Below are 13,194 nucleotides of genomic sequence, written 5' to 3'. Positions count from 1 at the left end.
ATGAGCGCAAGCCCCGCCAATCCGTCCGGTAGCGCGCTCGCACCCCTGCGCCACCGCGTCTTCGCCGTGCTCTGGACCGCGACCGTCATCGGCAATGTCGGCACCTGGATGCGCGATGTCGCCTCGGGCTGGCTGATGACCTCGCTCGCGCCCTCGCCGCTGATGGTGGCGCTGGTGCAGGCCGCCGCCACGCTGCCGGTCTTCCTGCTGGCCCTGCCGGCCGGCGCGCTGGCCGACCTGCTGGACCGGCGCCGGCTGCTGATCTGGGTGCAGGTGCTGCTGGGCGCCGTGTCCCTGACCCTGGCCGTTGTCACGCTGCTCGGCCTCATGACGCCGTGGCTGCTGATCATACTCGTGCTCATGGGCGGGGTGGGCGCGGCGCTGGCGGCGCCGGCCTGGCAATCCTCGGTGCCCGAGATGGTGCCGCGCGCCGACCTCGGCGCGGCGGTGGCGCTGAACTCCATGGGGATCAATGTCAGCCGCGCCATCGGTCCGGCGCTTGGCGGGCTCATCCTCGCGACGCTCGGCGTCGCGGCGACCTACCTGGTGGATGCGTTGAGCTACGTCATCGTCATCGCGGCGCTGCTCTGGTGGCGTCGGCAGGCGCCGGTGGTCGAAGGCCCGCGCGAGACGCTGCCAGGCGCGATGCGGGCGGGGCTGCGCTATGCGGCGAACTCCGCCCCGCTGCGCCGCGTGCTGCTGCGCTCCGCCGTGTTCGTCCTCTTCGGCGCCGCGCATTGGGCGCTGCTGCCGCTGCTGGCGCGCCATGTGCTGGGCGGCGGGCCCGCGCTCTATGGCGTGATGCTGGCCGCGATCGGCGCCGGCGCCGTGGGCGGCGCGCTGGCACTGCCCTGGTTGCGGCGGCGCCTGGGCGGGGCGGAGGGGCTCATGCTGGCCGGCGCGTTGGGCAGCGCCGCGGCACAGGCGGGCCTGGCGGTGATCCCGTCCGAAGCCGCCGCGGTGCTGCTGTGCCTGCTGGCCGGCGCCGCCTGGATCGCGGTGCTGACCACCGTCAACACCACGGCCCAATCCGTCCTGCCCAATTGGGTGCGGGCGCGTGGGCTTGCGCTGTATCTCACGGTCTTCGCCGGCGGGATGACGCTTGGCAGCCTCGCCTGGGGGCAGGTGGCGAGCTTCACCAGCGTGCCCACGGCCCTGCTGCTGGCCGCGGCCCTGGGCACCGCGGCGGCGCTGGCCATGCGGCGCTTGCCGCTGCCCGCAGGGAGCGAGAGCCTCGATCCGTCGCACCACTGGGCGGCGCCGGAAGCCCTGATGCCGATGGCGCCGGAGCGCGGCCCGGTCGCCGTGCAGATCGTCTATCGGGTGGCGCCGGAGCGCCAGGACGCCTTCCGTGCCGCGATCGCCCCGCTGGGCGCCACGCGTCGGCGGGATGGCGCGCTGGCCTGGGCGGTCTTTGCCGACACCGAGGCGCCCGAGCGCGTGGTGGAATGGTTCGTCGTCGCGAGCTGGGCCGAGCATCTGCGCCAGCATCACCGGGTCACGGTGGCCGACCAGGCGCTGCAGGCGACGGTGACGGCGCTGCACGAGGGCACGGAACCGCCCCGCGTCACGCACCTGGTCGCGCTATAGGTGCGGGAGGGTGACGAACATGACGAAGGAGACCACGATGCAGCTTCACGGAATCCACCATCTCACCGCCGTGTCCGCCGATGCGCGCGGCAACCACGACTTCTACACCCGCGTGCTCGGCATGCGGCTGGTGAAGAAGACCGTGAACCAGGACGACACCAGCGCCTACCACCTGTTCTACGCGGATGGCGCGGCCAGCCCCGGCACCGACCTCACCTTCTTCGACTGGCCGGTGGGGCGGGAGCGTCGCGGCACCCACGCCATCGTGCGCACGGCGCTGCGCGTCGCCGGCGCACCCACGCTGGAATATTGGGCCGCGCGCCTCGCCGAGCACGGCGTCACGCAGCAGCCGGTGCGCGAGGTGGACGGGCGGCTCCAGCTCGATTTCGAGGATCCGGAAGGCCAGCGGCTGACGCTGCTCGACGATGGTGGCGCCGGCCCCTTCCACCCCTGGGCCCGCAGCACCGTGCCTGAGGCGCACCAGATCCGCGGCCTTGGCCCGATCACTCTCAGCGTGCCGGACCTCGCCCCCTCCGATGCCTTCCTCACCCAGGTCATGGCGATGCGCCCGGCGCGGCGCTACGCGGCGGCGGACGCGGCCGGAGTCACCGTCCACGTCTATGAGATGGGCGAGGGCGGCCCTGCGGCGGAACTCCATGTGCGGGTCGAGCCGGGCCTGCCGCAGGCGGAGCCCGGGGCAGGGGGCGTCCATCACGTCGCCTTCCGGGTGCGCGACGACGAATACGACGGGTGGGTCGAGCGCCTGCAACGGCTGCGCATCCCCTCCAGCGGGCCGGTGGACCGCTTCTATTTCCGCAGCCTCTACACGCGCGAGCCGAATGGCATCCTCTACGAGATCGCCACCGACGGCCCGGGCTTCGCCACCGACGAACCGCTCGAGGCGCTCGGCGAGCGCCTGTCGCTTCCGCCGTTCCTGGAGCCGCGGCGCGCCGCGATCGAGCGCGGCCTGAAGCCGCTCTGAGGCGCCGCGCAGGGGCGGCCTGCTGGCAAGGCGCGCGAAGCCGGAAGGGCGGGTTCCGCGGATCAGTCTCTACCCTGGATACGGATAGGAACACGACACCATGCCCACGCTCTATTACGCCCCGGGCGCCTGCTCCCTGGCGCCGCACATCGTTCTCGAATGGATCGGCGCGCCCTATGAGGCCGTCAGGGTCCGGCACGGGTCTGAGGAACTGCTCGCCGTCAATCCGGCCGGCGCGGTGCCGACGCTGCGCGAGGATGACGGCTGGCTGCTGACGCAGTGCGCCGCGATCCTCGATTACCTGGCGGAGAAGCACCCGGAGGCCAGGCTGTCGGGGGGCGACACTCCGCGCGCGAGGGCCGAGGCGCATCGCTGGTCGGCCTTTCTCACCTCGGATGTTCACGCGGCCTTCTGGCCCGTCTTCATGCCCTTCCGCTACACGACGGATGAGGGCGAGGCGGCCCGGCGCGCCGTCGTCGAGGCGGGGCACAAGCTGGTCGCGAAGCAGTTCGACCTGTTGAACCGCCACCTCGACGGACGCGAGCATGTCCTCGATGGCGGCCGCTCGGTGATCGACGCCTACGCCTTCCCGATGAGCCGCTGGGCCAGGAAGATGCTGCCCGGCGGGCTTGGGCCATACCCCCACGTGCAGGCGCTGCATGACCGGCTGGAGGTCGACCCCGCCGTGCAGGCGGTCCTTGCCCGCGAGGCGGGCAAGTGACGGCCAGCGGCATTCATCACGTCACGGGCATCACCGCCGGCGTGCAGGCGAATGTGGATTTCTATGCGGGCTTCCTGGGCCTCCGGCTCGTGAAGCGGACGGGCGGCTACGCCGATGCCGAACAGCTGCACCTGGTCTACGGGGACGCCTTGGGCAGCCCCGGATCGCTGCTGACATTCCTGGTGTGGGAGGCCGCCGGCCGCGGGCGCACCGGCATCGGACAGGTGTCGGAAGTGGCACTCGCCATCCCGCCGGGCTCGGTGGGGGACTGGGTGACCCGGGCGCTCGCCGCCGGCATTCCGGTGGAGGGGCCGTCGCGCGAGTTCGGCGAGCCCGTTCTTCGGCTGAAGGATCCCGACGGCCTGATCGTGAAGCTCGTCGGCGCCGACATGCCGACACCCGCCCCGCTGCCGGCCGCCCCCACCCGGTTGCGCGGCGTCACCCTGCTCACGGACAAGGCGGAAGCCACCGCGGGATTCCTCGCACGCTTCGGCTACGCCGCCGGGCCGCGCGATGGACGGACGCAGCGCATGCTCTCCGACACGGATGCCGTGGATGTCCGGGAGGTTTCGGGGTTCGTGCCCTCCGTTCCCGGGGCCGGCGTGCCCGACCACGTGGCCTTCCGCGCGGCCGATGTCGGGGAACTCCGGTCCATGCGGCTCTCGCTCCAGGCGCATGGACCGACCGAGGTTCATGACCGGAAGTATTTCCTGTCGCTCTATGTGCGCGACCCGGCCGGCATCCTCATGGAGCATGCGACCGATGGGCCCGGCATGACCGTGGACGAAGCGCCTGATGCGCTCGGCCGGACGCTGTTCCTGCCGCCGGGCGAAGCGGCCCGCGCCGAGGATCTGAAGGCCATGCTGCCCCAGTTCGCCCTGCCCGGCGAGGAGCGGCTCCCCGTCCGCGATCTCCCCTTCATTCACCGCTTCAACCGTCCGCCGCATCCGGACGGCACGACCTTGGTTCTCCTGCATGGCACGGGCGGAAACGAAACGGACCTGATGCCGATGGCGCGTCGCGCGGCGCCCCATGCGACGCTGCTGGGCGTGCGCGGCCGCGCGACCGAGGAGGGCAACCATCGCTGGTTCCGCCGGTTCGATGCCACGCGCTTCGACCAGGCCGACATCCGTGGCGAGGCGGACGCCTTCGCCGCCTTCGTCGATGGCGCCGTGACCGGCTACGGGCTCGACCCGGACAGGCTCGTCTTCATGGGCTACTCCAACGGCGCGAATTTTCTCGCCGCCGTGATGCAGCTTCATCCCGCCATCCTGCGCCGCGCGGTCCTGATGCGTGCAACCCAGCCCCTGGAAGCGCCCCCGGCCGCGGACCTCTCGCGGACGCGGGTGCTCATGCTGGATGGACGCGAAGACAGCTTCGTCCCGGCCACGCCAAGGCTCGCGGGCGAGCTGACGGCGCGTGGCGCGGCGGTCGAGGCCGCGATGCTTGCGGCCGGCCATGAACTGACCGCCGCCGATGTCGAGGAGGCGGCCCGATGGCTCCGGCGGAGCCTTTCGGAGGCAGAACCCAATGGCTGATGCCAGCCTGGGACACATGATCGGTCCCGCCGTCGTTCTCATGGGGGCGGCCGTCATCGCCGTTCCGCTGTTCCAGCGCCTGGGCCTTGGTTCGGTGCTGGGCTACTTCGCCGCCGGGTTGCTGGTCGGCCCCTCGGTCCTGGGGCTGATCACCGGCGCGCAGTCCATCCTGCATTTCTCCGAGCTCGGCGTGGTGATGTTCCTGTTCGTGATCGGACTGGAACTTCGCCCGCTCAAGCTGTGGGCGATGCGAGGCCGGATCTTCGGACTGGCCCTCGTCCAGGTCTTCACCGCCACCGCCGTGCTCACCCTGGCGGGCCTGATGCTCTTCAACCTGCCCGCCATGGTCGCCTTCATCGCCGGCGCCGGCTTCGTCCTGTCATCGACGGCCGTCATCATGTCGGTGCTGCAGGACCGAGGGGAGATGTCGACCGCCGAGGGGCAAAAGTCGGTCGCGATCCTCCTCTTCGAGGATCTGATGATCGTGCCGCTCCTGGCGGTCGTCGCCTTCATGTCCCCGCTGGCTCAGGGACAGTCGGGATGGATCGGCATCCTCGTGGCGCTCGCCGCGCTGCTGGCGCTGCTGGCCGTGGGGCGCTGGGGGCTGAACCCGTTCTTCTCGCTGCTGGCGCGGTCCCGCACGCGCGAGGTTCTCACCGCCGGGGCGCTGCTCGTGGTCCTGGGTTCGGCCCTTCTTATGGAAGCCGCGGGCCTGTCCATGGCGATGGGCGCCTTCCTGGCCGGCGTGATGCTGTCCGGTTCGAGTTATCGCCATCAGATCGAAAGCGACATCGAACCGTTCCGCGGCCTGCTGATGGGCCTGTTCTTCCTCGCCGTGGGCATGTCGCTCGATCTCTCCATCGTCGCGGCCGAGTGGCCGCTCCTGCTGTCCATGCTGGTCGTGTTCATGGCGGCGAAGGGCGGCGTCATCTACGCGGTCGCCCGGCTGTTCCGCAGCGCCAACCAGGCCGCGCTGCGCCGCACGACCATGTTCCTGCAGGGCGGGGAGTTCGCGTTCGTCCTCTATGCGACGGCGGCTTCGGGCGGGGTGATCGATGCGCGCGAGAACGCCCTGTTCGCCACCGTCGTGATCCTGTCCATGGGCCTGACGCCGCTGCTGATGCTGGCGACCGATCGGCTGCTGCGCACCGAAACCTCGATGGACGGGATCGATCCCGCCCGCGACCTGAAGGGGCGCATCCTGCTCATCGGCTTCGGGCGGTTCGGCCAGATGGCGTCGCAGGCGCCGCTGTCGCGGGGCGTCGAACTCGCCGTGATCGACACCAATCCCGATCGCATCCGCGAGGCGGACCAGTATGGGTTCAAGGTCTTCTTCGGCGACGGCTCGCGGCTCGACACGTTGCACCACTCAGGCGCGGGCGAGGCCGATGCGATCATGATCTGCGTGGACGATCCGAAGGCGGCCTTGCGGATCGTGGAGCTGGCGCAGCATGAGTTCCCTCAGGCGAAACTGCTTGTTCGCAGCCGTGATCGGGGCAACGCCCGGGTTCTGATCCAGGCGGGCGTCGATTACCAGATAAGGGAAACCGTGGAATCCGCCTATCGGATGGGCGCGGAAAGCTTGCGCGCACTGGGTTTCGCCCACCTCGACGTCGAGGAAGCCGTCGATGACATACGGCGGCGGGACCAGGCGCGCCTCGCCGCGCAAGCGCAGGGGGGTGAAATGTCAGGACGGGAAACGCTGCATGTCCGCCCCGCATCGCCGAGCTGAACGGAACCGCCCCCGGTTTGTTGGAGGCTCCAGCCTATGAGAGGTTGGAGCGAGGACGGGCAAGAGGACGAACAGGTTTTCGCCTGAGGTCTACGAGCCCGCCTTGCGCGGATGATGCTCCCCGGGATCGAACATCGTGATGCCGCCAAGGGCCTCCGCCGCCGGTATCTCGTTCTGCAGCACATCCCAATGCTCGGCCAGCCGCCCGTCCTGGATCCGAAAGATGTCGACCACGATCTGCGGCACCTCTGCCCAGCCGCGAATGCGGCCATGGATGGCGACGAGATCGCCCTCGGCCACCATCAGGCCGGGCTCGTAGAAGACCTCCTCAGGCAGGCCGGCGACGAGCCTCCGCAAGGCGTCGCGGCCCTGCGGAATGCCGGGGTTGTGCTGGATATAGTCCGGGGCGTAGAGGCGTTCGACGGCCGATGCGTCATGCCGCTGGAAGAGCGAGGTCATCGCGTCCAGCACCAGCGCCTTGTTGCGCTGCGGACGATCATCCGAGGCGCGATCCGCGGGCCGCCTGACCACGAAGCTTCCGCTCATCCGCAGGAATGTGCCGTCCGGCAGAGTCGCGAAGGAATGGACCAGGCCACGATCATGGTCCTGGACATTCGTGACCGTCGCACCGTCCTTCTCCCGCCAGCTGACGGCGAAGATGCCGTTGCCGAGCGGGATGACTTGAATCTCGACCGTTTCGGTCCGGGCGAAGGGCCAGCCCGACAGGGAATTGATCCAGGGACATCGGGCACCTTCTGGGTTCAGGAGGGGCGTGCCGCGCCGCGTGGCGGGGCACTCGACGGGGCGCCGCCGGAAGGGGATGACGAGGCCCGCCAAGCCACCAGCCCGCGTGGCTGACGCCTCGTGGAGCAGCCTGCCATCCCCTCCGGGTCAGCCGGCCGCGCTCGGCACCGGCGTGTTGAGCAGCTGCTGCTCCCACAGATACGCGATGCCGCTGCCGGCCAGGTGCTGGAGGACGACCTCGTTCAGCGCCGTGGCGGTCTCGGCCCGCGCCCAGTCGCGCTGCCATTCCGAGGCGAGCGCCACCCAGGTCATCATGTTGATGCCGGCGGCGATCATCCGCTGGATGGCCACCTCATGCCCCTCCTTGGTGATGCCGCCGGAGGCGTCGGTGATGACCGTCACGTCCCAGCCCTCGCCGGCGGCCTGGATGGCGGGCATCGCCACGCAGATCTCGGTCCATAGCCCCGCGATGACCAGCTGCTTGCGCCCGGTGGCCTTGACCGCATCCACCACCTTCGGGTCCTGCCAGGTGTTGATCAGCGTCCGGTCGATCACCTTCTGGCCCGGGAAGACCTCCGTGATGTGCGGGAAGATGTGCCCACCGCGGTCCTCGACCACGCTGGTCAGGATGGTGGGAACGCCGAAGACCTTCGCGGCCTTTACCAGCCCCGCCGAATTGTTCACCACCATGTGCTTGTCGTGGCTGCCCAGGTTCGCGAGCTGGTAGGGCTGGTGGTCAATCATGACCAGAACCGAGTCTTCCGGGCGAAGAAGTGACGCAAGGCCGTTGCGAAATGCCATGACACTGTCCTTGTTGCCATTGTTCGCGAAGGGGGATGCAGGCGCGTGGCCAGGATCCCTTCCGCATGGGCGGGAGAGTGAAGAAGCGTCGCGGGGCGGAGCAATTGTCTGATGGTATCGTGTGCGTTGAACATGCGGCTAGCGTGAGCGCACGCCACGCCTCGCAGCCAAGCGCCGCCTGACATGGCGGCCTCAACCAGTGGCGTCGAGATGGAGAGTTCGGGCCTGATCCGCCGCCGCGCGATGCACATCAACAGACGGACCCAACCTTGAGCATGCGGCGTTCACATGCGTTCATGCCGCCTGCTCCAACCTTTGTTGAGAGCGGGATCCAACGTTTTCGGTGAGTCCACCCCCACGCATCCCGCTCCAAGCCTGAGGTGGTGTCCGTTGTCGTGCCTTCCCGATCGGACCGAGATGCGTGAACGAAAAGGCGTCCGGTGACCTGAGGCCCTAGCCGAGCAGCCGGTCAAATCCCGCATGCGCCTGCGCTTCCAGTCGGGATGAACCGCGAAGTGCCGGAGGTGGGCAAGCGCAACATCCACCTTCTCGTCCGGAGCGCCGGGCCGTTGGAATGTCCAGCCGCCGCACCCGGTAAGCGCCCCGTCCTGCATGGATCACGCGAAAATCCGATGGGGCCGTAGAATATCTACTAGACAGTAATCTTGATCCCTTGGACACGCTACCGGAGATAGCAGGGATAATTTCGATGGCGGATGACTTGATGGCGTCCTCATTACCACTGCAGGCTACCATGGGCTTTGCGGACGTGCGTGGCCGTCGAATCGCCGGCTGGTTCATGCCTCGAACGCAACAGCAAGAAGCCGCTGTCGTCGAAATTCTGGTGGATGGGGAACGTCTTTGCAGAATTCCCGCCAAGGAGCGCTGGAACGGTCCCCTGCCCGTAGCCGCCACTCATGTGTTTTGCGGGTTTCATGCCATGCTGCCTCAGGAGGGTGACGTCTCACGACATGTCGTGGTGCGGGTGGAAGGTGGGCCCGTCCTCCTCGACCGCAAAGTCAGCCTCGGCTTCTTCCACAAGGCGCATCTCGAGGGGAAGGTCTATGATGGCCGCCGGCTGGAGGGCTGGGCCTGGCACCCCGGGGCGGGCCGCAGGGTCGAGATCGAGGTCACGTTCGACGATGAGCCGGCCTTTGTCGTGCGGACCGACCGCTACCGACGGGACCTTCACGAGATCGGATTCGGGGAGGCCATGTTCGGATATTCGATCGAACTGAAGCATCCGTTCGTGCCACCGAACGCGCGCCTCGCCATACTTCGTTCGGGCGGTCTGGTCCGCGAGATCAGGCTGGAGCCGCAAGACGCCGACATCATCCGAGGCAGCCATGACGGATTGTCCGCCAGGCTCTTTGTTCCGGCACCCGACCATATCGTGACCATTTGGGGGGCTTGCCGATCTTGCCAGACGCTCAGCCGATCGCCCCTGCGCTTATCCTGCGCGACCGCGACGCTCCCTTCCGCCGCCCGGTCCAATCCGCCGCTGCCCAAATCCTCGAATTGATTGATCGCCGGCGACCTTCCCTTGTCACTCTTGATGTCTTCGACACGACGCTGTGGCGACCCTGCCGAACACCGAGCGACTTGTTCTCTCTGGTCGGAGACCATTTCGAACGCCGCGGCGTGTTGAAGCTCGGACTGGGTGCGGCGAGCTTCGGCGTGGCGCGACGGCAGGCGGAGCACGTCCTGCGTATGGAGGCGAGGCGACGGATGGCCTCCACCGAGATCGGCCTCGCCGCGATCTATGAGCGGCTGCTGCCCATGTTCATGCTGCATGCGCAGGACGTCGCCTCGCTGGTTTCGGTCGAGGTTGCGGTCGAGCAGGAGGCGTTGCAGCCGGACATCACCGCACAGCGCGTGCTGGAAGGCCTGCGCAGCCGCGGCCTGCCTTACGCCTATGTTTCCGACACGTACTTCACCGCGGCAGAACTGGCCCAGCTGCTGCGGGCGGCCGACCCGACGGTCACGCTCGACGCGATCGTCTCGTCGCACGACGAGGGGCTGGGCAAGAGCCTCGGACTGATCGCCGTCGCGGCCCAACGCTTCGGCGCCTTGCCTACGGATGTCCTTCATATCGGTGACAACCACGACGCGGATGTCCGTGGCGCCAAGCGGATCGGCGCCACCCCCGTGCATGTGCCGCAATGCCGGGACATCGCGGCAGGAACGTTCAACGGGGAGATTCAGGTGGCCCGCCTGCTGGGCGTCGCCTGGGAGGAGGCTCCCGTGCGTTGCGGCATCGACGCTCTGCGGCGGCAAGTGTGGCACGAGACGATCGGCCTCCAGGGCAAGGCGGAACTGGCCGATGAGCTCGGATTGCTCACGGTCGGGCCGTTGCTGGCAGGCTTTGCCGAATGGACCCTGCGCGAGGCGGTGGCCGCCGGGATCGACACGCTGCTTTGCCTGACCCGGGAGGGGCTTTTCCTCGCGGAACTCCTGAATCTCTTCGCCGAACGTCTCGACATCCCGGTCCGGGCGACGCCCTTCCTGACCTCTCGTGCCGTCACCTATCCCACTCTGTTTAGCAGCTTGGACGTCACGGAGTTCGAGGCGTATTTCTTCGGCCGGCGCACCCCGATGAGTGCAAGCACTTTCCTCACCCGCATCGGTGCGCCGGAGACCGTGACCGAGGTGCCCCACGGCCTGCGCCATCTCCCCATTCGCCGTGGCGATCCGGCGGGCGCGCAGATCCTCGGATTCCTCGCGGGCAGCAAGCGCGTACAGGCCGCCGTAGCGGCTTGGGCGGAGCGGACACGTACCGACCTGGCGCGTTACCTCGCCCGCATCGGCGCCGAGGCCAAACTCGGTCGGGAAAGCCGCGCCGCCTTTGTGGACCTGGGCTGGACCACGCGCTCGCAGACCGTGCTGCGCAACGCGCTGCGCCACATTGGTGGGCCCGAGGTCTCGATCGGCTTCTACCTGGCCACTGACGAGGCTGCAGGCGCTGAGACCGCATTGGGCACGCTGTCCCGTGGCTTTCTGTTCGAGATGGGCGCGCCGCGCGCGGAATGCCGGGTCACCCTGCGCTGCAAGGAGATTCTGGAACAGGTCTGCTCGGCCGATGTCGGCTCCGTCGAGGGCTACGACGCGGAAGGGGGGGTCATCTTCGGGGTTGCGGCGGCTGCGGGCCCGCAGCACCGTTTCCTCGCGGAACTGCGCGGCCGAGTACGCGACTTCTGCAAGGTCTATCTGGACCAGGTGGAGCGACATGCCGACCGATCGGCCGCCTGGTCGCTCTCTCTGATGGTGCCCGCGTTGCGTCTGCTACTGGGGCGCCTTACCGTGGTGCCGTCGGCGGACGAGCTCAAGCTGATCGGTGATTGGGTGCACGACGAGAACAACGGCTCGACCGCGAGCGAGACCATTTGCGACCCCTACTTCATCGAGCTTGTGCGCTATGCGACGCCGCGGCAAATCCATCGCCTGCCGATCTATTGGGTGTTCGGGTTGCTCCAACTTGCTCGACCGCATGCCTTTGACAGTGTCATCGCACAGTCCCGCGGCGCCGCGGTTCAAGGCGACGATATCTGGCAGGCCGCACGCCTCCATCTGATCGCGGCGGGTGTCATCGTCGAAGACCTCGGGGTGGACTACTCCTTTGCTTCCGATGGTGTGGCGATTTCCCATGCCACCTTCCACCACGCCGGACCGTTGGCGCTACACTGGGTGAATTACGGCGACGAGCCAGGTGTGCGGGTCGAGCGGGTGCTCGTGGCGCGGCGCGATGCCCTCACCGGGGAGATGACGCGCAGCGTCCATCTGCTTCCGGCCGAGATCCTGGGCGGCGAGGCCGGGCCGGATGGCGCGGTCATCGTGGCGCCTGGCGGGTCGGTCTCGGTTCTGCTGCCGCTTCATCCCGGGCCCTGTGAGACCAGCCTGATCCTGTGCCTTCGCCGCCTGCTGCATTGATTGGACACCCCATGCGCATCTGCATCTTGTCACCAGCTCCGATCCACGGCTCCGGCGGCCTGCGTACCATCTTCAACTACGCTGTGGCGCTGCGCGACGCCGGAATGGACGTGGACATGGTGCTCGTCGACGCGCCCCAGCAAGGGCGCGATGCCGAGGCCGAGCTCGCCAGCTTCTACGGGATCGAGGGCTTGCCGGTGCGCCACTGGCCGTCCGATCTGGGCAATCCCGACATGGTGGTCGCCACTCGCTGGGACACGGCCCGCATCGCGCGCGACGCCCCCGCCCGTTCGCGCGCCTATCTCGTGCAAGACTACGAGTCCATGTTCCACCCGATGGGCGACAGTTTCATCGCCGGCGAGAATGGCTACCTTTTCGGACTTGAGACGATCACGCTTGGCCGGTGGCTCAACCAGACGCTGACGCAGAATTTCGGCAACCGCCCATACCGGATGGATTTCGGTGTCGATCTGGCGGTGTACAGCCTGCAACGGTCCATGTCGGAGCGCAGTCCCGGCATCTGCGCCATCTTGCAGCCGGAAAAGCCACGCCGCTGCACCCATCTGCTGATCGAGGCGCTCGGGATCGTCGCCGCGAATTTTCCGGATGTGCCGATCCGCCTCTATGGCGGGAAAAAGATTCCATTGTGGTTCAAGGCAGAGCAGCTCGGCATCATACCACCCGAGGAGTTGGCACGACTTTACAACGACAGCACGGTCGGCGTCTGCATGAGCTCCTCGAACCCGTCACGCATTCCCTTCGAGATGATGGCCTGCGGCCTGCCGGTCGTGGATCTCTATCGCAGCAACAACCTGCTCGACCTGCCGGAGCAAGGCTGCCTCCTGGCGCACCAGACGCCCGAGTCGATTGCCGAGGCGATCGCCGCGCTTCTGGTCCACCGGGAATTGGCCTCGGACCTCTCGGCGGGAGGCGCACGGCTGATGCAGGGCCGCTCCGCGGCCGCGGAAGTGGCCGGCTTCGTTCGTGCGATCACCGCCATCGCCGCTGGGGAGCCGACCACGGTGGAGAATCCGGAGGCCTGGCTCTACCGTCGCCCTGCGGTCATCGGACCGAACCTGCGGGGGCCGCAGGTGCTGCGCCACTGCGCGCGGCAAGTCGAACTCCTGGGCTTGCCGGCAGTGTCGGTGGCCTGAGATTG

10 protein-coding genes are annotated in these 13,194 nt (G+C 68.3%); 8 read left to right on the top strand and 2 right to left on the bottom strand.

From position 1 onward, the window contains the following. From GGQ83_RS13460 to GGQ83_RS13440, 5 genes are all read left to right on the top strand, one after another. The gene (locus tag GGQ83_RS13460; protein WP_184384840.1) at positions 1 to 1,590 is read left to right on the top strand and encodes an MFS transporter; all 1,590 of its coding nucleotides are present in this window, start codon (positions 1 to 3) and stop codon (positions 1,588 to 1,590) included. Positions 1,591 to 1,609: 19 nt separating this feature from the next. Next, the gene (locus GGQ83_RS13455; protein WP_242535149.1) at positions 1,610 to 2,572 is read left to right on the top strand and encodes a ring-cleaving dioxygenase; all 963 of its coding nucleotides are present in this window, start codon (positions 1,610 to 1,612) and stop codon (positions 2,570 to 2,572) included. A gap of 100 nt (positions 2,573 to 2,672) precedes the next feature. After that, positions 2,673 to 3,293 carry a glutathione S-transferase family protein gene (locus GGQ83_RS13450; protein WP_184384838.1) on the top strand — a complete coding sequence of 207 codons (621 nt, stop codon included), beginning with the start codon at positions 2,673 to 2,675 and terminating at the stop codon, positions 3,291 to 3,293. After that, on the top strand, positions 3,290 to 4,831 hold the full coding sequence (locus GGQ83_RS13445; RefSeq protein ID WP_184384836.1) for a VOC family protein: 1,542 nt from the start codon (positions 3,290 to 3,292) through the stop codon (positions 4,829 to 4,831). Before GGQ83_RS13450 ends, GGQ83_RS13445 begins: the two co-directional genes overlap by 4 nt. Next, positions 4,824 to 6,563: a monovalent cation:proton antiporter-2 (CPA2) family protein gene (locus GGQ83_RS13440; protein ID WP_184384834.1), complete on the top strand. Its 1,740-nt coding sequence runs from the start codon at positions 4,824 to 4,826 to the stop codon at positions 6,561 to 6,563. Before GGQ83_RS13445 ends, GGQ83_RS13440 begins: the two co-directional genes overlap by 8 nt. A gap of 90 nt (positions 6,564 to 6,653) precedes the next feature. Here the strand turns inward: GGQ83_RS13440 and GGQ83_RS19950 are convergent, their stop codons facing one another. Together GGQ83_RS19950 and GGQ83_RS13430 are read right to left on the bottom strand one after the other, a co-directional pair. Further along, positions 6,654 to 7,400, bottom strand: a complete 747-nt coding sequence (locus GGQ83_RS19950) for a nuclear transport factor 2 family protein (RefSeq protein ID WP_207018223.1) — start codon at positions 7,398 to 7,400, stop codon at positions 6,654 to 6,656. A 54-nt stretch (positions 7,401 to 7,454) separates the two neighbouring features. Further along, the gene (locus tag GGQ83_RS13430; RefSeq protein ID WP_242535148.1) at positions 7,455 to 8,051 is read right to left on the bottom strand and encodes a hydrolase; all 597 of its coding nucleotides are present in this window, start codon (positions 8,049 to 8,051) and stop codon (positions 7,455 to 7,457) included. Positions 8,052 to 8,817: 766 nt separating this feature from the next. On the opposite strand from GGQ83_RS13430, the gene GGQ83_RS13425 reads away from it, so the two are divergent. The 3 genes from GGQ83_RS13425 to GGQ83_RS13415 are packed head-to-tail and all read left to right on the top strand — an operon-like array spanning position 8,818 to position 13,189. Then, positions 8,818 to 9,630, top strand: coding sequence for a hypothetical protein (locus GGQ83_RS13425; protein WP_184384830.1), 813 nt, complete (start codon positions 8,818 to 8,820; stop codon positions 9,628 to 9,630). Then, complete coding sequence (locus tag GGQ83_RS13420) at positions 9,528 to 12,035, top strand: HAD family hydrolase (protein WP_184384828.1); 2,508 nt, start codon at positions 9,528 to 9,530, stop codon at positions 12,033 to 12,035. The genes GGQ83_RS13425 and GGQ83_RS13420 overlap by 103 nt, the downstream gene beginning before the upstream one ends. A gap of 11 nt (positions 12,036 to 12,046) precedes the next feature. Further along, a complete protein-coding gene (locus GGQ83_RS13415; protein ID WP_184384826.1) occupies positions 12,047 to 13,189 on the top strand; it encodes a glycosyltransferase family 4 protein in 1,143 nt (380 codons plus the stop codon). The last annotated feature ends 5 nt before the right edge of the window (positions 13,190 to 13,194 follow it).

The sequence above is a fragment of the Roseococcus suduntuyensis genome (assembly GCF_014196305.1).
In the GTDB taxonomy this organism is placed as follows: Bacteria; Pseudomonadota; Alphaproteobacteria; order Acetobacterales; family Acetobacteraceae; genus Roseococcus; species Roseococcus suduntuyensis.
Note: the sequence above shows the minus strand (reverse complement) of the source record. Positions and strands in the feature narration are given on the sequence as shown.